The sequence below is a fragment of the Loktanella sp. IMCC34160 genome, from assembly GCF_004145845.1.
In the GTDB taxonomy this organism is placed as follows: domain Bacteria; phylum Pseudomonadota; class Alphaproteobacteria; order Rhodobacterales; family Rhodobacteraceae; genus SELP01.
Map to the genome: position 1 here is coordinate 416,757 of NZ_SELP01000002.1, position 22,988 is coordinate 439,744.

Genomic DNA, 22,988 nt, shown 5'->3' on the forward strand with positions numbered 1-22,988 from the left:
CCTGTAACGGAGCATGACATGACCAAGACCGTCGCCATTCTGGGCGCCTCGGGATACACCGGCGCCGAACTCGTGCGAATCATCGCAACCCACCCTTCGCTGCGGATCGGGGCCCTTTCGGCTGACCGCAAGGCCGGGATGGAGATGGCGGATGTGTTTCCGCATCTGCGCCATCTGGATCTGCCGACCCTTGTGACCATCGACCAGATCGACTGGTCCGGGATCGACCTTGCCTTTGCCGCGCTGCCCCACGGGTTGTCGCAGGCGCTGGTCAAGGACTTGCCGCGCAGCGTCAAGATCGTGGATCTTGGCGCAGATTTCCGGCTACGCGATCCGGCGGATTACGAAAAATGGTATGGCAAGCCCCATGACGCGCCCGAGCTTCAGCCCGAGGCAGTCTATGGCCTGACCGAGTTCTACCGCGACGAGATCAAGGGCGCGCGGCTGGTTGCGGGCACGGGCTGCAACGCGGCGACGGTGCAATTTGCCTTGCGCCCGCTGATCGAAGGCGCGCTGATTGATCTGGATGACATCATCTGCGATCTGAAGAACGGAATTTCCGGCGCGGGCCGCAGCCTGAAAGAAAACATGCTGTTTGCCGAACGGTCCACCGATGTGGCGGGCTATAGCCAAGGCGGCAAGCACCGGCATCTGGGCGAGTTTGATCAGGAATTCACCATGATCGCGGGCCAGAAGGTGGAAATTCAGTTCACCCCGAACCTTGTGCCGATCAACCGGGGCATCCATGCATCCTGCTACGTCAAGGGGGACCCGCAGGCGATCCATGCGGCCCTTGCGGCGCGTTACGCCGATGAACCCTTTATCGTGGTCCTGCCCTTTGGACAGGCGCCGCAGATGGGCCATGTGGCCGGGTCGAACTTCTGCCATATCGGCGTGGTGGGTGACCGAAAGCCGGGCCGGGCGCTGGTGGTGTCGACCCTTGATAACCTGTGCAAAGGGTCGTCGGGGCAGGCGGTGCAAAACGCGAACCTGATGCTGGGCTTTGACGAAACAACCGGGCTGATGCTGGCCCCGGTATTCCCATAGGGGCGACAGATGGCGGGATTGAAGAACCTCAAGAAACGGCGGCGGGTGCAGGTGATAGCGCTGGCCTTCGTTGCGCTGGCAATCTCGGCTGTTCTGATCGGCTATGGCTTCAAGGACGGGATCAATTTCTTCCGCTCCCCGTCCGAGGTGATCGCCGAACCGCCCGCGGAAACCGAGGTGTTCCGCATCGGCGGGTTGGTCGAGGAAGGCAGCCTGATCCGAGGGCAGGGCGAAACCGTGACCTTCAACGTCACTGATGGCGGTGCGTCGATCCCGGTCAGCTATACCGGCATTCTGCCGGACCTGTTCAACGAAGGGCAGGGCATGGTCGGGCAGGGCCGCTATGTGAACGGCACCTTCGAGGCGGTCGAGATTCTGGCCCGCCACGATGAAACCTACATGCCCAAGGAAGTCATCGACGCGCTGAAGGAACAGGGCACCTACGTCGAACCCGAAAGCTGACGGGGGCGCGCAACGCGCGGTCCCAAAGCCGGGATTTAACGGATTTTCCGCAGCCTGTGCCTGATCAACAGGCGAGGCGCGGAAATGCAGACTGTCCGGCAGATAGCAGAGGCCATCGTCGCCCGCGAGGGTGGCTATGTGAACGATCCCGACGATCCCGGCGGGGCCACGAAATACGGGGTCACCATTCATACGATGCGCCGTCTGGGCCGCGATCTGACCCATGATGGGCTGATCGACGCGCGGGATGTTCAGGCCCTGGGCCGGGAAGAGGCCACCCGCATCTTCATCGACCACTATTACCGCGCGCCGGGGATCGACCGTCTGCCGCAGGCGATTCAGGCCTCGGTCTTTGACATGTATGTCAACGCGGGCAGCCATGCGGTGAAAATCCTGCAACGGCTGATCCGGGATATGCGGATCGAGATTGCCGTCGACGGGGTGATCGGGCCGCAGACCGTTCAGGCGTCTTTTGCCGCCGAAGCTGCCGCGCCGGGCCATTTCGCCGATGCCTATGGGATCGCGCGGCGCAACTATTACTACGCCTTGGCCGATGCCCGCCCGGCCAGCCGCAAATATGCCCGGCGCCGCGACGGCGGCAAGGGCGGCTGGATCACCCGGGCCGAGGAATTCATCTCGCCGAAGTATCACCTGACGGACGCCGAACACCGGGCGCGGGTGGCGGCATGGGGCTGATGTCGAACATCCTGGGAGTCCTGTTCGGGGACGGGCGCAACGTGGTGGTGGAAACCATGGGGGCCTTTCGCGAGAATGCCGAGGCCGGGGCAGCGCGCGACGCCCACGCCAAATCCGAAAGCCTGTCGCAATTCGCGGCGGAATTCGCGCATCCGCGCAAAGGCATCTTCGACCGGTTCATCGACGGGCTGAACCGCCTGCCGCGCCCGCTGTTGGCCTTTGGCACGCTGGGCCTGTTCGTCATGGCGATGGTGGACCCGATCTGGTTTGCCAGCCGGATGCAGGGGATCGCGCTGGTGCCCGAACCGCTGTGGTGGCTGATGGGGGCGATCGTCAGCTTTTATTTCGGGGCGCGGCATCAGGCCAAGGCGCAAGAGTTCCAGCAATCCGTTGTCCTGACCGCCGCACAGGCGGGCGAGGTCAGCCGCCGGGTCCGCGCGATCGAGGCGCTGGGGGCCGGCGCCGCCCTGACCGCGCCCGGCACGCCCGAGGAGCAGGCGGAAGAGGCGCTCGCCCTTGCCCCGAACCCGGCCCTGACCGATTGGAGGAGCGCCCGCGATGACCAATGAAGACTGGGGCCGGACCATCGAACGGCGTCTGGCATCGCTTGAAACCCGCAACGCCGTGGACGAGGTGCACCGGATCAACGTCGAAACCCGGCTGTCCGCCATCGAGGACACGCTGAAATGGCTGGTCCGGCTGGTGATGGGGGCCATCATCATGGGCGCGCTGGCCTATGTGCTGCGCGGCGGTCTGTCGCTGGGGGGTTGAATATATGCCTCAGACAAAATGTCTCGCCCCGATTTGATTGGGCTTTCCCCGCCCCTGCGCTAGAACGGGGGCATGATAGCAGAGCTTGGACATTTCACCCTGATTCTGGCGGCCCTTGTGGGGGTTGCCCAAATGATCGTTCCCATGGTCGGGGCCAGCAAAGGCTGGCGCGGCTGGATGGGATTTGGTGACCCGGCCGCGACGACGCAGTTCCTTCTGGTAGGCACCTCTTTTGCGGCGCTGACCTATAGTTTCGTGATCTCGGATTTCTCGCTGAACCTCGTGTTCCAGAACTCCAACTCGTTGAAGCCGATGCTGTACAAGGTTTCGGGCGTCTGGGGGAACCACGAAGGGTCGATGCTGCTGTGGCTGTTTATCCTGACGCTGTTCGGCGCCTGTGCCAGCTGGTTTGGCGGCAATCTGCCGGCCACGCTGAAGGCGCGGGTGCTGTCGGTTCAGGCGGCGATCGGAGTGGCCTTCTATGCCTTCATCCTGTTCACCTCGAACCCGTTTACCCGATTGTCGGTGGTGCCCTTTGACGGGCGCGACCTGAACCCGTTGCTGCAGGACCCGGGGCTCGCCTTCCATCCGCCGTTCCTCTACCTCGGCTATGTCGGGCTTTCGATGTCGTTCTCCTTTGCCGTCGCCGCGCTGATCGAAGGCCGGGTCGATGCGGCCTGGGCGCGCTGGGTCCGACCCTGGACATTGGCGGCCTGGTTGTTCCTGACCGTGGGGATCGCGCTGGGGTCGTGGTGGGCCTACTACGAATTGGGCTGGGGCGGATTCTGGTTCTGGGATCCGGTGGAAAACGCGTCCTTCATGCCCTGGCTGATCGCCGCCGCGCTGCTGCATTCGGCCATCGTGGTAGAGAAACGTGAAAGCCTGAAAAGCTGGACGATCCTTCTGGCGATCCTTGCCTTCGGGTTCTCGCTGCTGGGGACATTCATCGTCCGGTCCGGCGTCATCACGTCGGTCCACGCCTTCGCCAATGATCCCGAGCGCGGCGTCTTTATCCTGATCATCCTTGCGATCTTCCTAGGCGGGGCGCTGACCCTTTATGCCGCGCGGGCCGCGTCGATGGAGGCAAAGGGCGTCTTTTCGGTGGTCAGCCGCGAAAGCGCGCTGGTCGCCAACAACATCCTTCTGGCGGTGTCGGCTTTCGTGGTCTTCATCGGCACGCTGTGGCCGCTGCTGGCCGAGGTCGTGCTGGGCCGCACCCTGTCTGTCGGGCCGCCGTTCTTCAACGCGGCCTTCACCCCCTTCATGGTGGCGCTGGCGCTGATCCTGCCGGTGGGCGGTATCCTTGCGTGGAAACGTGGGTCTTTGGCCAAGGCGATGCGGCCGCTGTGGCCGGTGGTCGTGCTTGCGGTGGCCCTTGGCGGGCTGGTCTTTGCGATGCAGACCGGGCGCACGGCGCTTGGCCCTGTTGGCGTGGCGCTGGGGGTCTGGGTCGTGTTCGGGGCCATCACCGATATCTGGATGCGGACCGGGCGCGGGGCGCTGGCCGACCGGCTGGGCCGCCTGACCCGCCTGCCGCGCGCGGATTGGGGCAAACTGCTGGCCCACGCCGGCCTTGGCATCACCATCTTCGGGATTGCCACCCTGATGGCCTGGGAACAGGAAGACATCCGCACCGCGCAGGTGGGCGAAACTTTTACCGTCGGTCAATGGGATATTGAACTGCGCGCGGTGCGCGAACGGGTCGAGGGGCCGAACTATATCTCGACCATGGCCGAAATGGTCGTCTGGCGCGACGGGGCCGAGGTGACGACGCTTTACCCCGAAAAACGGTTCTACCCGGTGGCCGGAATGCCCACGACCGAGGCGGCGATCCGCAACGGGATTTTGCGAGACATCTACCTTGTGATCGGCGATCCGCAGGATGGCGGCGGCTATGCGGTGCGCACCTATATCAAACCCTTTGCCAATTGGATCTGGGGCGGCGCGATCCTTATGGCGCTTGGCGGCATGGTGTCCCTGACCGACCGGCGGTTGCGGGTCGCGGCAGGGGCGGCCAAGACGCGGGTCGCCAATGGCGGGGTGCCTGCCGAATGAAACGCCTGATCCTGATCCTTGCCTTGCTGGCCTCGCCCCTTTGGGCGGTGCAGCCCGATGAAATTCTGGACGATCCGGCGCTTGAAACCCGCGCCCGCGAAATTTCCAAGGGATTGCGCTGCCCGGTTTGCCAGAATGAAAGCATCGACGAATCCAACGCGGCGCTTAGCCGGGAATTGCGCATCCTTCTGCGCGAACGTCTGGTGGCAGGGGACAGCGACGCCGAGGCGGTGGATTTCATCGTCACCCGCTATGGCGAGTTCGTGCTGCTGAACCCCACGCGGGACGGGGCCAACCTGATCCTGTGGTATGCCGCGCCGGCGATGCTGATTATCGCGCTTGGGATCGGCTGGGCGACGATCCGGCGCCGCGGCGGCAAAGAGGCCGAGACCCTGACCGAGGACGAAAAGGCCCGGCTCGACGAAATCCTGCGGTCGTGACGCCGGGTTTGGCTTTTCTGAACCGACAAGTTCACTAGGTTAGGCGGCAGACAAGACCGCAAAGGGATTCCAATGGAATATCAGGCCATCCGCTCTGTCCTGAAGGACGATATCGCCACCATCACGCTGAACCGGCCCGAGGTGATGAACGCGCTGAATACCCAGATGCGGGCCGAGATCACCCATGCGGTGCGCGAGGCCGAGAAGTCCGCCCGCGTCGTGGTGATCACCGGTGAGGGCCGGGCCTTTTGTTCGGGGCAGGATCTTGGCGACAATACCAATGCCGCGAACATGGATCTGGAGCGGGTTCTGCGCGACGAATACGTGCCGATGCTGAACGCGATCTACAATTGCCGGGTGCCGACGATTGCGGCCGTCAACGGGGCGGCAGCCGGGGCAGGGGCGAACCTTGCGCTGGCGGCCGATGTGGTCATCGCCTCGGAGGACGCGTTTTTTCAGCAGGCCTTTACCAAGATCGGCCTGATCCCCGATGCCGGGGGAACCTGGTATATGCCGCGGCAGGTCGGCCTTGCGCGGGCCATGGGGGCGATGCTGTTTGCGGACCGTATCCCGGCGACGCAGGCGCGCGATTGGGGCATGATCTACGAAGCGGTCGCCCCGGCCGAATTCGAGACCCATTGGAAGGGTCGCGCCACGCAACTGGCGATGGGGCCGACGGTGGCCTATCGCCAGTTGAAGAAGGCGCTGGCCGATACCTTCGAACATACGCTGGACCAGCAGTTGTCGGTCGAGGCAAAGCTGCAGGGCCGCTGTGGCAAGACCCGCGATTTCCAGGAAGGCGTTCTGGCCTTCCTGGAAAAACGGCCCCCGCACTACGAAGGGCGCTAGCGCCGCCGCAGGCTGCGGATGATGGCCTCGGCCTCGGCGGGCGGGGTCGTCTCGACCCGCCGATAGACGGACCCATCGGCGGTCCGCGTCGCAAGCCCAAGGTCGATCAGGGTGCGGCGCAGCATGACATGGTCGCCAATGTCGCTACGGGCCATGATGACCTCGTTCACTTCCCGTTCGCTCATGGGTTGCCGGGCGGGTAGGGCCGCCCAAAGCGCCCAAAGGGCAAGGGTCCGGGCCGAGGCCTGTTTGGGCCAACGGACAAGAACCCCAGCCTCGTCGAAACACCGAAGCGCGCGTTCCATCGCGCGGCCCCGCAGGGCCGGGTCGCTTTGAACGCCGGTGTCGCGGGCATGGGCGCGCAGGTGCTGATGGTTGCGGAACCCAGCCGCGCGGGCAATCGCGCCTAGCATGGCGCTGTGCCCGGGGGTGGCGTCCGGCGGTAGGGCAAGTTCCCTTCGCAGCATCTTTGCAAAGGTCGAAAGGTCGTCAATGACGACGGGTATCGCGGTCTGCGACATAAGAGAGCACTCCTGCTTTGGTCAGTGCCGCCCGGACAGGGTCCGGGGTCGATGGCCGCCCTTGTCGATGGCACCGAAGAAGGGGTGCGATCGGTTGGTCGTGGCAGGTTTAGCGTGTCCTGTGACGGATGGCGGCGCCTGGGTGAAATGCGGACCCTGACGCCCAAATAGGAAATACCGCTGCAGATTACAAGAAGAAGGCCGCCCGGTGGGGCGGCCTTGTCTGGTTCAGCGTCTGGTTCAGCGCTTTTCGATGTCGACGTAATCGCGGCTCGCCTCGCCCAGATACAGCTGCCGGGGGCGGCCGATCTTGAGTTGCGGATCGGCAAGCTGTTCTTTCCACTGCGAAATCCAGCCCACGGTCCGCGCCAGCGCGAAGATCGGGGTGAACATCGAGGTGGGAAAGCCCATCGCGTCAAGGATGATGCCGGAATAGAAGTCCACGTTGGGATACAGCTTCTTCTCGACGAAATAGGGGTCTTCCAGCGCGATCCGCTCCAGTTCCTTGGCGACCTGAAGCGTCGGGTTGTTTTCGATCCCCAGAAGCGCCAGCACCTCGTCGGCGCTTTCTTTCATCACCTTCGCGCGCGGGTCGAAGTTCTTGTAGACCCGGTGGCCGAAGCCCATCAGGCGGAAGGGGTCGTTCTTGTCCTTGGCGCGGGCGATGTATTCGGGGATGCGGTCGACCGTCCCGATCTCGCGCAGCATTTCAAGGCAGGCCTGGTTGGCGCCGCCGTGGGCCGGGCCCCAAAGGCAGGCGATCCCAGCGGCGATACAGGCAAAGGGGTTCGCGCCCGAGGAGGAGGCCAGACGCACCGTCGAGGTCGAGGCGTTCTGTTCGTGGTCGGCGTGCAGGGTAAAGATCCGGTCCATCGCGCGGGCCAGGATCGGGTTGACCTGGTATTCCTCGGCCGGGACCGCAAAACACATGTGCAGGAAGTTCGACGCATAGTCGAGGTCGTTGCGCGGATACACGAACGGCTGGCCGATGTGGTACTTATAGGCCATCGCGGCGATGGTCGGCATCTTCGCGATCAGGCGGATCGAGGCGACCTCGCGCTGGTGTTGGTCGTTGATGTCGGTGGAGTCGTGATAGAAGGCCGACATTGCGCCAACGACACCCACCATGGTGGCCATCGGGTGCGCGTCGCGCCGGAACCCACGGAAGAAGTAATGCATCTGTTCGTGGATCATCGTGTGGCGGGTCACGAGGTTCTCGAACTTCTCCAGCTCGTCCGCCGAAGGCAGATAGCCGTAGAGCAGCAGGAAGCAGACCTCGAGGTAGTGAGACTTCGAGGCAAGCTGGTCGATCGGGTAGCCCCGGTGCAGCAGTTCGCCCTTGTCCCCGTCGATAAAGGTGATGGTCGAGTCGCAGGATGCGGTCGAGGTAAAGCCCGGATCGTAAGTGAACACCCCGGCCTGACCGTAAAGCTTGCGGATATCAATGACGTCGGGCCCCGCGGTTGGCGAATGGATCGGCAATTCGAAGGCTTGCCCGTCAATCGTCAGCGTGGCGGTCTTGGTCGTTTCGGCCATGTATATCCCCTCGTCTCAGGAACCGGCACGCAAGGATTGCGTCCGGGCGGTTTCTTGGTCGCCGCCCGAAGCATTATCGTCAAGGTGTGACGAAAGTCTTAGGCGCCGATATCGGTCAATCGGGCGATGGTTTCGTCCCGCCCGAGGACCAGCATCATGTCGAAGACGCTGGGCGAAACAGCCCGCCCGGCGAGTGCGGCCCGCAAGGGGCCTGCAAGCTTTCCGAGCTTCGTGTCATGCGCCTCTGCGACGGCAGCCACAAGCCCTTCTAGGCTTTCGCGATCCCAGCTAGCATTTTGCAACTGCGGCGTCAATTCACTCAGTATACCACGGGATACAGAGTCGAGCGCCTTGTCGGCCTTCTCGTCCCGGTCAATAGGCCGGCTTGTCAGGATAAAATGCGCCTTTTCAAGGAGTTCGGGGAAGGTCTTGGCCCGTTCCTTCAGGCAGTACATCCCGCGCGACATGCCGTCACGCTGTTCCCCGGTCAGTGCGTTTTCACCCGTGGCTGCAAGAAATGCCTCTAATTCGTGCAGCAGTGCAGCATCGTCACCCGCGGCGATGTGCTGGCCACAGAGATTTTCCAGTTTCTTGAAGTCAAACCGCGCGGGCGAGCGCCCGATTCCCGGCAGGTCGAACCACTCCATCGCCTGCGCATCGGTAAAGAATTCGTCGTCGCCGTGGCTCCATCCCAGCCGGGCGAGGTAGTTGCGCATCCCCGCCGCCGGGTAGCCCATCTGTTGGTATTCGGCGACGCCGGTCGCACCGTGCCGTTTTGACAGTTTCTTGCCGTCGGGCCCGAAAATCAGTGGGATATGGGCATAGACGGGCAGGGGCCAGCCCATGCCCGCATAGATCAGCATCTGCCGTGCGGCATTGTTCAGGTGATCGTCGCCCCGGATCACATGGGTCACGCCCATGTCGTGGTCGTCCACCACCACGGCCAGCATATAGGTCGGCGTGCCGTCGGACCGCAGCAGGATCATGTCGTCCAGTTCGGAGTTGCGGATCGTCACATCGCCCTGCACCTGATCGCGGATCACGGTTTCCCCGTCCAGGGGCGCCTTGATCCGCACAACGTAGGGCGCATCGGGGTGGCTGGCGGGGTCGGCATCGCGCCAGGGGCTGCGATACAGCGTCGATTTGCCCTCGGCCCGGGCAGCCTCGCGGAAGGCCTGAATCTCGTCCTGCGAGGCAAAGCATTTGTAGGCCGTGCCTGCTGCCAGCAATTCATGCGCCACCTCGGCGTGCCGGTCGACACGGGCGAACTGGCTGACCGCCTCGCCATCGTAGTCCAGCCCAAGCCACTCCATGCCCTTCAGGATCGCCTCGGTCGCCTCGGGGGTGGACCGTTCCCGGTCCGTGTCTTCGATCCGCAAGAGGAACTTGCCGCCGCGCCCACGCGCATAAAGCCAGTTGAACAGCGCGGTGCGGGCCGTGCCGATGTGCATGTATCCCGTGGGCGACGGGGCGATCCGGGTGACGACCTGCTGTTCGGACATGGGGTATTAACCTTTCGCTAACCAAGGCGGATTTAGGCTTGCGGGATACTAAGGCCGGGGGGCAAGGGCAAGTCTGTCCGCAGTTGGAAGGGGATTACCCGTGGGCATCGCGCCGGGACAGCAGATGGCCGAGATCTGGATCAGGCAGCGCGGATCGCTATTCGGCTGGGCACCGGTGGTCTTGTCGATCGGGATCGGGGCCTATTTCACGCTTCCGGTCGAACCGTCCCTGTCACTCTACGTCATCCTTGGCGGCGTGATCGCTGTAGCACTTGGCCTGTCGCGCTGGCTGCCCTATCTGGCGCGGCCCCTGGCGGTGGCAGTCCTTCTGCTGTGCCTCGGGCTGGCCTGGGCCGGCATCCGGGCGCAGTCGGTTGCGGCCCCGGTCTTGGGTTTTCGGTACTACGGCACGATCGAAGGGCGGATCGTCGTCGTGGACAGGTCGCAATCGGATGCGGTGCGTCTGACGCTTGACCGGGTCGTGCTGGACCGGATGAACCCGGACCGGCGGCCAGACCGGGTGCGGGTGTCGCTGCACGGGCAACAGGGGTTCATCGACCCGGTGCCGGGGATGCGGGTGATGATGACGGGGCATCTGTCGCCCCCCTCTGGCCCGGTTGAGCCGGGGGGATTTGATTTCCAGCGCATGGCCTGGTTCGACCGGCTGGGCGCGGTGGGATACACCCGCACGCCGGTTCTTGCGCTCGCCCCGCCGAAGGGAGGGGCAGAGCTGTGGCTCTACCGGCTGCGCATGTCCATTTCCGCCGGGGTACAGGCGCGGCTACCGGGGGAAACCGGGGCCTTCGCGGCGGCGATCCTGACCGGCGACCGGTCCGGCATGGGTCGCGACACGCTGGACGATCTGCGGGCCACGAACCTTGCGCATCTTCTGGCCATTTCGGGGCTGCATATGGGGTTGCTGACCGGCTTTGTCTTCGGGGCGGTCCGGCTGGGGCTGGTTCTGGTGCCGGGGTTGGCCCTGCGCCGGCCGGTCAAGAAATACGCGGCGATTGCCGGGTTGTTGGCCGGGGCCTTCTATCTGGCCCTCTCGGGCGGGAATGTGGCCACCATGCGGGCCTTTGTCATGGTGGGCGTGATGTTCGTCGCCGTCCTGCTGGACCGGCGGGCCCTGACCCTGCGGGCGGTGGCCATCGCCGCGCTGATCGTGTTGGCGATCCACCCCGAGGACCTGACCGGGCCGGGGTTCCAGATGTCCTTTGCCGCGACCACGGCGCTGGTGGCGGTCTTTGAGGCGCTGCGGGGGCGCACCGACTGGTTGCCGCGCTGGCTGCGCCCGGTCTTTGCCGTCGTGGTGTCCTCGGCCGTGGCGGGGCTTGCCACCGCGCCCATTTCGGCGGCGCATTTCAACCAGATTTCCCATTTTGGCCTGATCGCCAACCTTCTGTCGGTGCCGTTGATGGGGGTGCTGGTGATGCCCGCCGCCGTGCTGACCGCCTGCCTGTCGCTGATCGGGCTGGAGGGGGTGGGGTTGTGGCTGATGGATTTGGGCCTGCGCTGGATTCTCGGCGTCGCCCATCGGATCGCCGGCTGGGACGGGGCTCTTGGCCATGTGCCCAGCCCGGGTGGCTGGGTCCTGCCGCTGATCGCGCTGGGGGGGCTGTGGCTGATCCTCTGGCAGGGGCGGGGGCGCTGGCTTGGGCCGGTGGTGATGGGTTGCGGTTTCTGGCTCTGGTCCGGGGTCGACCGGCCGGTTCTGCTGGTCACAGATACGGGCGGGCTGATGGGGGTTATGACCGATGACGGGCGGGCCCTGTCGCGGCCCTCGGGCGACGGGTTCGCGGCAACGGCCTGGCTGGAAAACGATGGGGCGCCCGTTGCGCAAGAGATCGCAGCGGCACGGCCGGGGATCGACGCGACGGGGCGGGAATGGCGCGTCCGGCTGGAGGCGGGAACCGTTTTGCTGGTGCGAGGCAAGACCGCGCTGGACGCGCTGGAGGGATGCGGCGGGGCCGAAGTGTTGATCACCGATCAACGGCTGGCGGGCGATCGGCCCTGTATCGCCTACGACGCAAACCGATTGCGGGCGACCGGTGCACTGTCGATCCGCGAGGGCGCGGATGGGCTGGAGATCGTCACCGCCCATGAGGTGGTGGGCGAGCGTCTGTGGAACGGCGGGGCTGCGCCCCTTAGCCTGCCATGGCGGCCTTGAACCGCAGCAGCGTTGCAGCCGGATCGTCGGTGCTCCAAATCTCGTCGCCGATGCCAAAGAAATCCGTATGCGGGGCGATGGCGCGGATCAGATCCTCGTCCAGCGCGCCCTCGGCCACGACCGGCACTTCGATCATCTGGCTCCACCATTCGAACAGTTCCTGCTCGGCCCGGGTGCCGGTGCCAAGCGGGCTGTCCCCGACCGGGCCAAACGACACATAGTCCGCGCCCAGTTCCCCGGCGGTCATCCCGTCGTGGCGGGAATTGCCGCAGAAGGTGCCGACGATGGCATCTTCGCCCAGATCCTTGCGGGTCTTGCGGACAGAGCGCGACCCATCGGTCAGGTGGACCCCGTCAAGGCCCAGCCGTTCGACCATCAGCACATGGCTGTCGATCACCAGCGCCACGTCGCGGGCATGGGTCACTTCGCGTAGCGCGTCGGCGGCGCGTGACAGGCGGTCTTCGTCACGTGTGGCCAGCGCGAGGCGGACACAGGCGATATCGGTCACGTCAAGGCAGGCGGCCAGCCGGTCGGGATAGCCCGACAGGTCCAGTTCGGGCGGGGTGATGAGGTAGATTTGCGGCAGGTCGGTGTCGTCGCTCATGTCCTTGCCCCCTTTGGCCTTTGTCCGGTTCCGCGCCGCTATAGCCCATGGAGCGGAACGGCGGAAGGGGGATGGTGGGTCAAGACCCACCTTACAGGTGCCGCCGATTTCGTAAGGTGGGTCTTGACCCACCATGGCCGCCAGTCCCTTGTCAGCCGCGCCGCCCCGGCCTATCAGGCGGCACGACGTGCAAGGAGCCCGCCATGATCAGCCCGACCCCGCAACCCGCCTTTGTCCTGATCCGCCCGCAGATGGGCGAAAACATCGGCGCGGCCGCCCGGGGCATGTGGAATTTCGGGCTGGAGCGGATGCGGATCACCAGCCCGCGCGACGGCTGGCCCAATTCGCGGGCGGTGGCCATGGCCTCGGGCGCGGGGCGGCTTCTGGACGAGGCGCAGCTTTTCGAAACCACAGCCGAGGCGGTTGCCGATTGCACCTATGTCTACGCCACCACCGCGCGGCCCCGCGGGCTGACCAAACCGGTTCTCAGCCCCGAGGAAGCGCTGCGCGATGCCGCCGCCCGGACCCGCGAGGGCCAGAAGGTCGCGGTGATGTTCGGCCCGGAACGGGCGGGGATGGAAAACGACGATATCGCCTTGGCCAATGCGATCATCAACGTGCCGGTCAACCCCGAGTTCTCCTCGCTCAACCTTGCGCAATGCGTCCTGCTGTGCGGCTACGAATGGCGGCGTGCCAGCACCGAGGTCGTGGCCTCGCGGATGGAGATGGCAGGCGAATGGGCCGAGCAGCACGAGGTCGAAAAGCTGGCGGAACATTACGAGGAACGGCTGGACGAGGCCGGGTTCTTCTATCCCGAGCACAAGGCGCCTTCGATGAAGCTGAACCTGCGCAATCTTTGGTCCCGGATGCCGCTGACCCGGCATGACGTGCAGATGCTGCATGGCGTGATGCGGCAGATGGTGCGCTGGAAGGACCGCGGCTAGGCGGGCCGGGGCGCGTCTGGCCCTAGCGGTCGGGATCGGACCAATCGGACGTGGGCGCGTTGCGGCGCTGAAGCCGCAGTGCAAGGCCCACGGCAACCCCGACGCCAACCGCGACCGACAGATCCACCAGCACCGTCAGCCCCATTGTCAGGACCAACAGGAACCGGTCGGATTTTCGCAGGGCAAGATAGCCGCGCCATTTGTGTGGCTCGCTCATGTTCCAGGCAGTCAGGATAAGAAGCCCGGCTAGTGCGGGCATCGCGATCTTGCTGACCAGACCCGCAGCAAAAAGCAGGGCGGCCAGAATCGTCACGGCATGCACCAGCCCGGCGACGGGCGTCGTGCCGCCTGCCCGGACATTCGTCGCAGTGCGGGCGATGGCGCCAGTGGCGGGTAGCCCCGCGAAAAGGGCAGAGCCGATATTGGCCACCCCCTGCGCCAGAAGTTCCGCATTCGGACGATGCCGCCCGGCGATCATCTTGTCCGCGACCATCGCCGAGAGAAGGGATTCCACGCCGGCAAGAAAGGCGATGATGACGGCGGAGGGCAGCACCTCTACCACTTTTGCAAGCGAAAATTCGAGCAGTGAGGGCCATGGCAGCGCGTTGGGCAGGGTGCCGAACCGCGACTCGATTGTCTCGACCGGCAGGTCGGCAAGGACGACAAGGGCGGATGTCGCGGCAATCCCGACAATCAGGCCGGGCAGTTTTGGCGCGGCGCGCCGGAACAGGACGATAAGAACCATGGTCCCCAGACCGATGGCCGCGGAAACCGGCGTCACCGTTGGCAGGGCGTGCCAAAGGGCCGCTACCTTTGCGACAAACTCTGCCGGGACTTCCGACATCGACATGCCAAGAAGGTCCTTGATCTGGCTGGTGGCGATAATGATCGCAATCCCGATGGTAAAGCCGTGCACGACCGGTTCTGGAATGTGCCGGATCAGGTTTCCGGCCCGCACCGATGCGGCCCCCAACAGGATCAGCCCGGCAAGCAATGTTGCAAGGACCAGTCCATCGTAGCCGTGTTCGGCGATGACACCGAACACCACGACAATGAAGGCGCCGGTGGGTCCGCCGATCTGCACCCGGCTGCCCCCCAGCAAGGATATCAGGAATCCGCCCACGATTGCCGTGACAAGTCCCGCCGCCGGGTCCGCGCCCGATGCGATGGCAATGGCAAGGCTCAATGGCAGGGCGACCATCGCGACGGTGATCCCAGCGACAAGGTCCTGCGTGAACGCCTGAAAGGTATACCCCGGAAGCGTCGATAGAATCTTTGGCTTCAATCTCGCCTCCCTTGGCGGTTATGCCCAGTCCGGTTTCCGCTTTTCCAGAAACGCCGTGATCCCTTCGTCGGTATCCCGGTTCAGCATGTTTTCCACCATCACCGCGCCGGAATAGGCATAGGCCTCGGCGGTGGTCAGTGTTGCCTGTTCGTAAAAGGCCCGTTTGCCCACGCGCACCGCGCTGGCCAGTTTCGCGGCCACGGTTTCGGCCAGCTCGCGCGTGGCCGCGGCCAGTTGGTCCGCCGGGACCGCCTTGTTGATCAGGCCGATCTCCTTGGCCTCGACCGTGTCGATCAGGCGCCCCGTCGTCAGCATTTCGAACGCGGCCTTGCGCGGCACGTTGCGGGTCAGCGCCACCATGGGCGTCGAACAGAACAACCCGATGTTCACCCCGTTGACCCCGAATTTCGTGCCCTCGGCGGCCACCGCCATGTCACAGGTCGCGACAAGCTGGCAGCCCGCGGCCACCGCCACCCCATGCACCTGCGCGATGACCGGCTGGGGGATGGTCTGGATCGTCTGCATGACCTTCGAACAACGGGCGAACAGATCGGCGAAATAGGCGGCACCGGCGTCCTCTGCCTGTCGCCCGGCCTGCATTTCCTTCAGGTCGTGCCCGGCGCAGAACGCCTTGCCCGCGCCGGACAGGATAACCGCGCGGATGTCGGGCGACGCGCCGATGTCGTCCAACGCCTCTTGCAGCGCGGCAAGCATCCCGTCGGACAGGGCGTTCAGCCGGTCGGGCATCACCATGTGCAAATGGGCCACGCCGCCGCTGACGTTGCGTTCGATATGGGTCATGACCTTGTTCCTTGTTCCGAATTCGGGGCAACCTTAGGCCAGTCAATGGGGCAGGGGAAGCCGATGCAGATCGTGATGGACAAAGGGTCGCTGGAGGCGTTCCTGATCGAACATTTTCCGCAGGTCGGGCCGGAGTTTGCAATCGACGCGGTGACCGAGGACGGTATCCGGGTCCGGCTGCTGACCGATGACAAACACCTGCGTCCCGGCGGAACCATTTCCGGCCCGTCGATGTTCGCGCTGGCCGATGTGGGGGTTTATCTTGCCATCCTCAGCCGGATCGGCCCAAAGGCGCTGGCGGTGACGACAAATTGTTCCATTGATTTCATGCGCAAGCCCGAGGCGGGCAAGGACCTTGTGGCCGATGTGCGCCTGCTCAAGCTGGGGCGGGTTCTGGCGGTGGGAGATGTGCTGATGCGGTCGGATGGCGCGGGCGCACCGGTGGCGCGGGCCTCGATGACCTATTCGATCCCTCCGAAATGATGGGGTAAAATAATACCTATTTTGCAAGTCATTGTAATTGCGTAATTTATTCGAATAACTCCCGCTTGACTGCGCAATCCGGCCCTATATAACCCGCCCATCCCAATGACGGGCAGGGTTTCTGCCCCCACAACGCATCTGGTGAACAATGAAGACTTTCTCTGCTACTCCGGCAGACATCGACAAGAAATGGATCCTGATCGACGCTGAAGGCGTTGTTCTGGGCCGTCTCGCCTCGATCGTCGCCATGCGGCTGCGCGGCAAGCACAAGCCGTCCTTCACCCCCCATATGGACATGGGTGACAACGTTATCGTCATCAACGCCGACAAGGTTCAGCTGACCGGCAACAAGCGGTCGGACAAGATCCATTACTGGCACACCGGGCATCCGGGCGGCATTAAGAACCGTTCGGCCGGTCAGATCCTCGAAGGGGCACACCCCGAGCGTCTGGTCACGCTGGCGGTCAAGCGCATGCTGCCGGGCAACCGCCTGAGCCGCAAGCAGATGACCAACCTGCGCGTTTTCGCCGGTGCCGAGCACGGCATGGAAGCCCAGAAGCCCGAAGTTCTGGACGTCAAGTCCATGAACAAGAAGAACACGAGGGTCTAAGACATGGCTGATCAGATCAATTCGCTCGAAGAGCTGGGCGCCGCCACTGGTGAAGCCGTGGTTGAAGTTTCCGCCCCCCGCGAGCCGGTTCGTGACGAACTGGGCCGGTCCTATGCCACTGGCAAGCGGAAGGACGCGGTTGCCCGCGTCTGGATCAAGCCGGGCTCCGGCAAGGTCACCGTCAACGGCAAGGAGCAGAAGGAATACTTCGCGCGTCCCGTGCTGCAGATGATCCTGCGCCAGCCGTTCCAGGTTGCCGGCGTCGACGGTCAGTTCGACGTTTACGCCACCGTCAAGGGCGGCGGCCTCTCCGGTCAGGCCGGTGCGGTCAAGCACGGCATCTCCAAGGCGCTGCAGCTGTACGATCCGTCGCTGCGCGGTGCCCTGAAGGCTGCTGGCTTCCTGACCCGTGACAGCCGCGTCGTTGAACGTAAGAAGTACGGCAAGCGCAAAGCCCGCCGGTCCTTCCAGTTCTCGAAGCGCTGATCCCTTACAGGATACAAATTGGAAAAGGCCCGTGCGATGCGCGGGCCTTTTTCCTTATCCGAGCTTGCGGCGGATCAGCCGCAGGGCGGGTCGTTCGATGAACCGCATCAGAAGGGCGGCGACCCCAAGGCTGATGATCGCGGTCACGATCCATGTCGCCAGCACATGCAGCGTTGTGGCCTGTCCCAAAAGCGCGTGATCGGTGCCCCGGAACACAAGGATCGCGCCCACCGCCAGAAGCGGCATGTGGAACAGGTAGATCCCGAAGATATTCACCGAAAACGGCCGCGCGATCTGCGCAAGCCGGTCGGACGCACCCCAGCCCCGCGCAAGCCCGACCCACAGCAGCAGCGCCGCGCCGATGGAAAACACCGGGATCGCCAGTCCGAAGTAGAGCCGCCACGGGGTTTCCCCATCTGGCATCACCGCCCCGAGCCATGAGGTCGGGTCATGCGCCGGGATGCCCGCCGTGACCCAGCACAGAACGGCGCCAGCCAGCCCCAGCGGAAGGGCGTAGCGCCGGGCGAAGGTCATCGCCCGGTCCCGATGCCGCACCAAGACCCAGGCCAGTCCCAGCCCCGCGATGAAGGGCGGCAGCCGGAACCAGAGTCGGAAATACAACTCGAACCCGGCATCGGTGGGTTGTCGGGTGGCGTAGAGGTCGTGCAGCATCCAGGCAAAGGGGTCGTCGCTGGCCCAGATGAACCCAAGCCGGGCCAATGCGCTGGCGGCGAAGGCAACACCGATCCAGAAAAGCGGCCTACCGGTTCGAAACAGCCCGGCAACAGCAAAGGGCAGGAGGATGTAGACGATCATCATGACTTCCATGGTCCAGCCGACGGGGACCACGTTCATGTCATCGACGATATAGCCCACGAAGGCCGCCGATTGCAGGATTTGCAGTGCCGTCGCCCCCCCGGCCAGCCCGAAGAACAGGACCGCGAACCAATAGAGCGGCAGGATGCGGCTGACCCGGCGGACGTAGTAGTTGCGCAAGTCGATCCGGCCCGCCTCGTGCCGTTCTGAAATCAGACCGACCCCCAAGAGGAAGGCCGAGACGAGGAACACAAGGTCCACGCCAAAGGCCTGCCACGCGAAATCCAACACGCCGGGCAGGCGGGCGACCACACCGGGCAGGTCCTCGGGCGGGGCAAAACGGATGATGCCGAACAGCACGTGGAACAGGACCACCTGAAGGATCGCCACGGCGCGGAACAGGTCGATCCAGTTGCGGGCGGCCTTGTCGTCAAGAATGGGTGTCATGGGTTACTTGTCCGGTGGGATCAGGCCCAGCCCGCGCAGATAGACGCCGATGCCGGATTCCAGCAGGTCTTCGGGCGGGAAGGGCGATTTGGTGCCGGGGCTGCCGCGCGCGAACAGTTCGACCACCCCGTGGCTAAGCGCCCAGATATGGGCGGAAAACATCTGTGGCGGTGGCCGTTTTTCCGGCGGGATCTGCATGGACAGTTCCACGGCGGCCTTTTCCAGCACCCCCATGGCGCGGGTCGCGACGGCGTGCAGTTCTGGTGTGCGCTGGATCGAAATGCCGCTTTCGAACATCGCCACGTAATGTCCCGGAAACCGGCGGGCAAAGGCAAGATAGGCGCGTCCCGTCGCCTCGAACGCGGACAGCGGGGTGGGCTTGCCGTTGTCGTAGGCGTGTTCCATCAGGTCGGCGAAAATCTCGTAACCCTGCCGGGCGGCCTCGGCGATCATGTCCTCGCGCCCTTCGAAATGGCGATAGACCGCCGCCGGGGTGACGCCCGCCTCGCGCGCGGCCTCGGACAGGGTAAACCCGGTCGGGCCCTTCTCTTCGATCAGGCGCAGACAACCGGCGATCAGCGCTTCGCGCAGGTTTCCGTGATGATAGCCGCGTTTAGCCATGCCAGATGTCCGGGCCGCCGGCGATCTTCGGATCGACCGTGCCAAGGGCCGCGCTGTCCTTGCGGGCGTAGTCCAACTGGCACAGCACCGACCGGATCGCATTGACCCGGGCGCGGCGTTTATCGTCTGACCGGACCACCGTCCAGGGCGCGTGGTCGGTATGGGTGCGGGTCAGGGTCTCGCCGATGGCGTCGGTATAGGCGTCCCAGCGCGACAGGCCCTTGACGTCGATCGACGACAGTTTCCATTGCTTGAGCGGGTCCTGTTCCCGGTCGAGAAAGCGGCGCAGCTGCTCTGCCCGGCCCACGTTCAGCCAGATCTTGAACAGCTTGATCCCGTCGTCCACCAGCATCTTTTCGAATTCGGGCACCTGTGCGAACCAGGCTTCGCGCTGTTCAGGGGTGCAAAAGCCAAAGACATGTTCCACGACGCCCCGATTGTACCAGCTTCGGTCGAAGAAGGCGATTTCCCCGGCTGCGGGCAGATGCGCGATGTAGCGCTGGAAATACCATTGGGCGGCTTCGGTTTCGGTGGGTTTTGACAGGGCGACCACGCGGGCGCCGCGCGGGTTCAGGTTTTCGCGGAACCGCTTGATCGTGCCGCCTTTGCCTGCGGCATCGCGGCCTTCGAAGACCACGGCAATCCGTTGGCCCGTATCCTTTACCCAGCGTTGCATCCGGACTAGCTCGACCTGAAGCGCCTCTAGCGCCTCTTCGTATGCGCCCTTGTTCCAAAGCCTGTCATAGGGGTAGCCGGGATCGAGGATATCCTTCTTGCCGCCGTCCCTGATCGCCGCGCGGACCTGTTCCGGGGCCTCATCGCGAGAATAGCTGCTGATCGCGCCGTCGAAAGGAAGTTCCATGCCCGTCGTCGCCTTGTCTCTTACTGCTTTGCGCCACTATGGGCCGGGGGGCGGGTTAACGCAATCCGGCCCGGTCGGCGGCGCGGTCAATGGCCGCGATCACCACCTCGGGGTGGGTGTGGTGCGGCATATGCCCGGCGGCCGGGATCTCGGTCAGGTTGGCGCCGGGGATGATCCGCGACACGGGCCGCGCGTGGATGTCGATGGGCACAATGGTGTCGGCGTCCCCGTGGACCAGTTCAACGGGCAGCGACAGGGTGGGGTAGTGCGCGGACATGGCGACGACGAAGGGCCGCAGGTGGTTCACCTGCCGGGCATTGGCGCGGATCGTGTCGCGCCGCAGGGTCAGGGCCGGGGCGACATGGTGGCCATAACCGTCGGGCGCGGGGGCCGGGGCAAAGATCTCGGCGATGGTGTTTTCGACATAGCTGTCGGGCACGAAGGCACTCAGCAGCGGGGCCAGAACCGCGCCGCCGAAGGGCGTGCCGACATAGCGGTAAAGCGGACCAAGGTCGCCGGGCCAGGGCAGGGCGACCCCGCCCACGCTGACCAGCCCCGCGATATTGTTGGGGTGGTTCAATGCCCAGGCCAGGGCCACCGCCCCGCCATAGGAATGGCCCAGCACCAGCGGACGATCCGCCCCCAGCTTTGCCGCGGCCGCCTGTAGCAGTGCCGCCTGTTCCGCCGGGCTTTCGCCGCGCGGGGCGAAGGCCGCGTTGAACCGGTCATCGACCCGGTCGGAATAACCAAGGCCGGGCCGGTCAAAGACGATCACCCGGTAGCGGTCGGCCAACATCGGCGCGAAGGCAAAGGTCATGTCCCGCGTGCTGCCGCTGGCCCCATGGATCAGCACGAGGTCCGGCCCCGATCCCATGACAACCGCGTGGACGGTGCGGCCGTTCACATCCACCAACTGCCCGGTCGGTGGAAACTCGGCCCGGGCAAGCCGTTCGTGCCGCGCCGCGCGCCAGTGCACCAGCGCGACGAAGACAAGGGACAGAACAAGGACGATAACAAGGATACGCATGGGCCAAAGCCTAGGTCACGACGCCGGAAATGCCAGACCGACCCGGCGTCAGCTGCGCCAGTCGGTGGATTTGCTGCCAATCTCCGCCATGTCATAGGGCGTGGTCAGATAGACCTCGGAAATCCAGTTGCCGTAAAGCAGATGCGCGTGGCTGCGCCAGCGGTTCTGCGGCGCCTGCGACGGATCATCGTCCGGGTAGTAGTTCGCGGGCACGTTAATCGGCGTGCCGTTGGCTACGTCGCGGTCGTATTCCTGCTTCAGCGTATCGCTATCGTATTCGAGATGGTTGAAGATATAGAGCGCGCGATGGCCCGGGTCTTCGACCAGCGCCGGCCCCGTCTCCTCGCTGTCGATCAGGATGTTCAATCCGGGTTTCGACAGGATTTCGTCGCGCTTCATCTCGGTCCAGCGGCTGACCGGCATGACCATATCGTCCGAGAACCCGCGCAGGTAGGGCGAGGACGGCACGCAGTTGCGGTGCCGGATGCAGCCAAAGGCCTTGTGGTCCAGCATGTGTTTCTGGACCCCGTGGAAATGGTTGATCATCGCCATCCCGCCCCAGCAGACGCCAAAGGTGGAATGCACATGGGTCCGCGTCCATTCAAAGACGCGGGTCAGTTCCTCCCAATAGGTCACCTCTTCGAACGGCAGGTGTTCGATGGGGGCGCCTGTGATGATCAGCCCGTCCAGTTTCTCGCCCGAGGCTTCGATCTCCGAAAACGGGCGATAGAACTCCTCCATATGTTCGGCGGCGGTGGTCTTGGTCTGATGTTCGGACATGCGGATCAGGACGAACTCGATCTGCAAGGGCGTGGCGCCGATCAGCCGGGCGAACTGGTTCTCGGTCTGGATCTTCTTCGGCATCAGGTTCAAAAGCCCGATCCGGATCGGCCGGATGTCCTGATGGTCGGCCGCGTCCACGTCCATCACCATCACGCCTTCGCGCTTGAGCACGGCGTGGGCGGGCAGGGTGGATGGCAGCTTGATCGGCATCAGTCAGCTCCGGTTGAATGTCTGGAAGGTCAGGTAGATAGGCGGTTCAGCCCCGCATCTCAAGGGCGTCTGCAATCACCTTTTCAAAGTCCGCGGCGGTCTGGACCGCGCCCATCTTTTCGGCGCAGACGGTCAGGCCCCAGCGGTCCGCCATGGCGCGGTAGCGGGGCTGGCGGTGGGCCAGCGCACGGGCATAGGTCCAGCGGATGAAGGCATCCGGGTTCACGGCGTTTTCGGCGCAACCCTGTTCGGCCAGGTAGTCAGTCCAGCATTGGGTCAGGAATTCGGGCTGATAGGCCATGGGTTTCGGCGCGCGGTCGAACCGGCGGACCAGTTCGGCGGTATGCGCGTCGGAGCCTTCGATCCAGACCATCAGGGTCTGGGCCGAGAGTTCCGCCATGATCGGATCGTCCGGGTTGTCCGGGTCCACCCATTCGCAGATCGACCCGCCCGTATCGCAGACGAAATGCGGGTAGCCATACAGCCCCTCGGCCCGGTCGATGAAGTATCCGGTGTCCATCAGCGCGTTGATCTCGGCCCGGCGAAACTGGTCCTGCCTGCGGCGGTATTCGGCGATTGGGGTGCCGCCCGCCTCCGGGTTGCCCGGCTTGCCCAGATAGGTCGACACCGGGGTCAGGTTGTTGAAGGTGATGTTGGACCCGATGTAGATCGAATCCGACATCAGTAGATCGCGCAGGAATGGCACTTTCATCGCTTCGCGCTTGGCGTTGTCGGCGATGAATTCCCCCATGTAGCGGGTGCCGATCCGGTAATCGACGGAATAGTGGAACCAGTCGCCCTGCGCCCGCAGGACGTTGGACAGATGGGTCTTGCCCAGCCCGGACATTCCGAACAGAAGAACGCGCTTGCGCGGGGCGTTGAGCCAGTCAGAGGCGGTGTCGTAAATCATGCGCCCTGCCTAGACGGTCGGGCCCGCCCTGTGAAGATGGATTGTGCAAC

General features: G+C 64.4%; 25 protein-coding genes. 13 read left to right on the plus strand and 12 right to left on the minus strand.

Translation table 11 applies throughout. The features are described from left to right. Window positions 1-18 precede the first annotated feature (18 nt). From argC to EU803_RS06420, 8 genes are all read left to right on the plus strand, one after another. Window positions 19-1,047, plus strand: a complete 1,029-nt coding sequence (argC, locus tag EU803_RS06385; RefSeq protein WP_129680938.1) for an N-acetyl-gamma-glutamyl-phosphate reductase — start codon at window positions 19-21, stop codon at window positions 1,045-1,047. Between the two features lie 18 nt (window positions 1,048-1,065). Next, window positions 1,066-1,509: a cytochrome c maturation protein CcmE gene (gene ccmE, locus EU803_RS06390; RefSeq protein WP_129681595.1), complete on the plus strand. Its 444-nt coding sequence runs from the start codon at window positions 1,066-1,068 to the stop codon at window positions 1,507-1,509. 84 nt (window positions 1,510-1,593) lie between these two features. Then, a complete protein-coding gene (locus tag EU803_RS06395; RefSeq protein WP_129680941.1) occupies window positions 1,594-2,205 on the plus strand; it encodes a holin-associated N-acetylmuramidase in 612 nt (203 codons plus the stop codon). After that, window positions 2,196-2,774 carry a holin family protein gene (locus tag EU803_RS06400; RefSeq protein ID WP_129680943.1) on the plus strand — a complete coding sequence of 193 codons (579 nt, stop codon included), beginning with the start codon at window positions 2,196-2,198 and terminating at the stop codon, window positions 2,772-2,774. Before EU803_RS06395 ends, EU803_RS06400 begins: the two co-directional genes overlap by 10 nt. Beyond that, window positions 2,764-2,976, plus strand: a complete 213-nt coding sequence (locus EU803_RS06405) for a hemolysin XhlA family protein (RefSeq protein ID WP_129680945.1) — start codon at window positions 2,764-2,766, stop codon at window positions 2,974-2,976. Before EU803_RS06400 ends, EU803_RS06405 begins: the two co-directional genes overlap by 11 nt. A gap of 72 nt (window positions 2,977-3,048) precedes the next feature. Continuing rightward, the gene (locus EU803_RS06410) at window positions 3,049-5,031 is read left to right on the plus strand and encodes a heme lyase CcmF/NrfE family subunit (protein WP_129680947.1); all 1,983 of its coding nucleotides are present in this window, start codon (window positions 3,049-3,051) and stop codon (window positions 5,029-5,031) included. After that, window positions 5,028-5,471, plus strand: a complete 444-nt coding sequence (locus EU803_RS06415) for a cytochrome c-type biogenesis protein (RefSeq protein ID WP_129680948.1) — start codon at window positions 5,028-5,030, stop codon at window positions 5,469-5,471. The genes EU803_RS06410 and EU803_RS06415 overlap by 4 nt, the downstream gene beginning before the upstream one ends. Window positions 5,472-5,543: 72 nt before the next feature. Continuing rightward, on the plus strand, window positions 5,544-6,320 hold the full coding sequence (locus tag EU803_RS06420; protein WP_129680950.1) for an enoyl-CoA hydratase-related protein: 777 nt from the start codon (window positions 5,544-5,546) through the stop codon (window positions 6,318-6,320). Here EU803_RS06420 and EU803_RS06425 read toward each other — a convergent pair. The 3 genes from EU803_RS06425 to gltX form a co-directional block, all read right to left on the minus strand. Continuing rightward, window positions 6,317-6,841: a DUF2087 domain-containing protein gene (locus tag EU803_RS06425; RefSeq protein ID WP_129680952.1), complete on the minus strand. Its 525-nt coding sequence runs from the start codon at window positions 6,839-6,841 to the stop codon at window positions 6,317-6,319. The genes EU803_RS06420 and EU803_RS06425 overlap by 4 nt on opposite strands. A 240-nt stretch (window positions 6,842-7,081) precedes the next feature. Further along, complete coding sequence (locus EU803_RS06430; RefSeq protein WP_129680954.1) at window positions 7,082-8,377, minus strand: citrate synthase; 1,296 nt, start codon at window positions 8,375-8,377, stop codon at window positions 7,082-7,084. A 98-nt stretch (window positions 8,378-8,475) separates the two neighbouring features. Next, window positions 8,476-9,879: a glutamate--tRNA ligase gene (gene gltX / locus EU803_RS06435; protein WP_129680956.1), complete on the minus strand. Its 1,404-nt coding sequence runs from the start codon at window positions 9,877-9,879 to the stop codon at window positions 8,476-8,478. A 100-nt stretch (window positions 9,880-9,979) separates the two neighbouring features. On the opposite strand from gltX, the gene EU803_RS06440 reads away from it, so the two are divergent. Next, a complete protein-coding gene (locus EU803_RS06440; RefSeq protein WP_347400079.1) occupies window positions 9,980-12,049 on the plus strand; it encodes a ComEC/Rec2 family competence protein in 2,070 nt (689 codons plus the stop codon). Here EU803_RS06440 and EU803_RS06445 read toward each other — a convergent pair. Beyond that, window positions 12,027-12,653: a thiamine phosphate synthase gene (locus tag EU803_RS06445; RefSeq protein WP_129680958.1), complete on the minus strand. Its 627-nt coding sequence runs from the start codon at window positions 12,651-12,653 to the stop codon at window positions 12,027-12,029. The genes EU803_RS06440 and EU803_RS06445 overlap by 23 nt on opposite strands. 203 nt (window positions 12,654-12,856) lie before the next feature. Between EU803_RS06445 and EU803_RS06450 the strand changes: the two genes are divergently transcribed. Continuing rightward, window positions 12,857-13,597 (plus strand): RNA methyltransferase, encoded by a 741-nt coding sequence (locus tag EU803_RS06450; protein WP_129680960.1) that lies wholly within the window; start codon window positions 12,857-12,859, stop codon window positions 13,595-13,597. A gap of 22 nt (window positions 13,598-13,619) precedes the next feature. Here EU803_RS06450 and EU803_RS06455 read toward each other — a convergent pair whose 3' ends face one another. Further along, complete coding sequence (locus EU803_RS06455) at window positions 13,620-14,882, minus strand: SulP family inorganic anion transporter (protein ID WP_129680962.1); 1,263 nt, start codon at window positions 14,880-14,882, stop codon at window positions 13,620-13,622. An 18-nt stretch (window positions 14,883-14,900) separates the two neighbouring features. Next, entirely contained in the window at window positions 14,901-15,683 is a 783-nt protein-coding gene (locus EU803_RS06460; RefSeq protein ID WP_129680964.1) for an enoyl-CoA hydratase, read from the minus strand. A gap of 63 nt (window positions 15,684-15,746) precedes the next feature. On the opposite strand from EU803_RS06460, the gene EU803_RS06465 reads away from it, so the two are divergent. The 3 genes from EU803_RS06465 (at window position 15,747) to rpsI (ending at window position 17,262) form a co-directional block, all read left to right on the plus strand. Further along, a complete protein-coding gene (locus tag EU803_RS06465) occupies window positions 15,747-16,166 on the plus strand; it encodes a PaaI family thioesterase (protein WP_129680966.1) in 420 nt (139 codons plus the stop codon). Window positions 16,167-16,314: 148 nt separating this feature from the next. After that, a complete protein-coding gene (rplM, locus tag EU803_RS06470; protein WP_129680967.1) occupies window positions 16,315-16,776 on the plus strand; it encodes a 50S ribosomal protein L13 in 462 nt (153 codons plus the stop codon). Between the two features lie 3 nt (window positions 16,777-16,779). Continuing rightward, window positions 16,780-17,262 (plus strand): 30S ribosomal protein S9, encoded by a 483-nt coding sequence (rpsI, locus tag EU803_RS06475; protein ID WP_129680969.1) that lies wholly within the window; start codon window positions 16,780-16,782, stop codon window positions 17,260-17,262. Between the two features lie 54 nt (window positions 17,263-17,316). On the opposite strand, the gene EU803_RS06480 is transcribed toward rpsI, so the two are convergent. Genes EU803_RS06480 through EU803_RS06505 form a run of 6 tightly spaced genes read right to left on the minus strand, consistent with a single transcriptional unit; the run spans window position 17,317 to window position 22,938 of the window. Beyond that, the gene (locus tag EU803_RS06480; RefSeq protein WP_129680971.1) at window positions 17,317-18,525 is read right to left on the minus strand and encodes an acyltransferase; all 1,209 of its coding nucleotides are present in this window, start codon (window positions 18,523-18,525) and stop codon (window positions 17,317-17,319) included. A 3-nt stretch (window positions 18,526-18,528) separates the two neighbouring features. Beyond that, window positions 18,529-19,146 carry a TetR/AcrR family transcriptional regulator gene (locus EU803_RS06485; RefSeq protein WP_129680973.1) on the minus strand — a complete coding sequence of 206 codons (618 nt, stop codon included), beginning with the start codon at window positions 19,144-19,146 and terminating at the stop codon, window positions 18,529-18,531. Beyond that, window positions 19,139-20,008 carry a polyphosphate kinase 2 gene (gene ppk2, locus EU803_RS06490; RefSeq protein WP_129680975.1) on the minus strand — a complete coding sequence of 290 codons (870 nt, stop codon included), beginning with the start codon at window positions 20,006-20,008 and terminating at the stop codon, window positions 19,139-19,141. Before ppk2 ends, EU803_RS06485 begins: the two co-directional genes overlap by 8 nt. A 55-nt stretch (window positions 20,009-20,063) precedes the next feature. Beyond that, window positions 20,064-21,035 (minus strand): alpha/beta hydrolase, encoded by a 972-nt coding sequence (locus EU803_RS06495; RefSeq protein WP_165352790.1) that lies wholly within the window; start codon window positions 21,033-21,035, stop codon window positions 20,064-20,066. Between the two features lie 48 nt (window positions 21,036-21,083). Then, window positions 21,084-22,028, minus strand: a complete 945-nt coding sequence (gene metA / locus EU803_RS06500) for a homoserine O-succinyltransferase (RefSeq protein ID WP_129680977.1) — start codon at window positions 22,026-22,028, stop codon at window positions 21,084-21,086. A gap of 46 nt (window positions 22,029-22,074) precedes the next feature. After that, complete coding sequence (locus EU803_RS06505) at window positions 22,075-22,938, minus strand: ATPase (protein WP_129680979.1); 864 nt, start codon at window positions 22,936-22,938, stop codon at window positions 22,075-22,077. Window positions 22,939-22,988: the final 50 nt, after the last annotated feature.

Coding starts and splice junctions, on each gene's coding strand:
- argC (WP_129680938.1), top strand. CDS start 19: ATGACCAAGACCGTCGCCATTCTGGGCGCCTCGGGATACACCGGCGCC.
- EU803_RS06395 (WP_129680941.1), top strand. CDS start 1,594: ATGCAGACTGTCCGGCAGATAGCAGAGGCCATCGTCGCCCGCGAGGGT.
- EU803_RS06400 (WP_129680943.1), top strand. CDS start 2,196: ATGGGGCTGATGTCGAACATCCTGGGAGTCCTGTTCGGGGACGGGCGC.
- EU803_RS06405 (WP_129680945.1), top strand. CDS start 2,764: ATGACCAATGAAGACTGGGGCCGGACCATCGAACGGCGTCTGGCATCG.
- EU803_RS06410 (WP_129680947.1), top strand. CDS start 3,049: ATGATAGCAGAGCTTGGACATTTCACCCTGATTCTGGCGGCCCTTGTG.
- EU803_RS06415 (WP_129680948.1), top strand. CDS start 5,028: ATGAAACGCCTGATCCTGATCCTTGCCTTGCTGGCCTCGCCCCTTTGG.
- EU803_RS06420 (WP_129680950.1), top strand. CDS start 5,544: ATGGAATATCAGGCCATCCGCTCTGTCCTGAAGGACGATATCGCCACC.
- EU803_RS06425 (WP_129680952.1), bottom strand. CDS start 6,841: ATGTCGCAGACCGCGATACCCGTCGTCATTGACGACCTTTCGACCTTT.
- EU803_RS06430 (WP_129680954.1), bottom strand. CDS start 8,377: ATGGCCGAAACGACCAAGACCGCCACGCTGACGATTGACGGGCAAGCC.
- gltX (WP_129680956.1), bottom strand. CDS start 9,879: ATGTCCGAACAGCAGGTCGTCACCCGGATCGCCCCGTCGCCCACGGGA.
- EU803_RS06445 (WP_129680958.1), bottom strand. CDS start 12,653: ATGAGCGACGACACCGACCTGCCGCAAATCTACCTCATCACCCCGCCC.
- EU803_RS06450 (WP_129680960.1), top strand. CDS start 12,857: ATGATCAGCCCGACCCCGCAACCCGCCTTTGTCCTGATCCGCCCGCAG.
- EU803_RS06460 (WP_129680964.1), bottom strand. CDS start 15,683: ATGACCCATATCGAACGCAACGTCAGCGGCGGCGTGGCCCATTTGCAC.
- EU803_RS06465 (WP_129680966.1), top strand. CDS start 15,747: ATGCAGATCGTGATGGACAAAGGGTCGCTGGAGGCGTTCCTGATCGAA.
- rplM (WP_129680967.1), top strand. CDS start 16,315: ATGAAGACTTTCTCTGCTACTCCGGCAGACATCGACAAGAAATGGATC.
- rpsI (WP_129680969.1), top strand. CDS start 16,780: ATGGCTGATCAGATCAATTCGCTCGAAGAGCTGGGCGCCGCCACTGGT.
- EU803_RS06480 (WP_129680971.1), bottom strand. CDS start 18,525: ATGACACCCATTCTTGACGACAAGGCCGCCCGCAACTGGATCGACCTG.
- EU803_RS06485 (WP_129680973.1), bottom strand. CDS start 19,146: ATGGCTAAACGCGGCTATCATCACGGAAACCTGCGCGAAGCGCTGATC.
- ppk2 (WP_129680975.1), bottom strand. CDS start 20,008: ATGGAACTTCCTTTCGACGGCGCGATCAGCAGCTATTCTCGCGATGAG.
- EU803_RS06495 (WP_165352790.1), bottom strand. CDS start 21,035: ATGCGTATCCTTGTTATCGTCCTTGTTCTGTCCCTTGTCTTCGTCGCG.
- metA (WP_129680977.1), bottom strand. CDS start 22,028: ATGCCGATCAAGCTGCCATCCACCCTGCCCGCCCACGCCGTGCTCAAG.
- EU803_RS06505 (WP_129680979.1), bottom strand. CDS start 22,938: ATGATTTACGACACCGCCTCTGACTGGCTCAACGCCCCGCGCAAGCGC.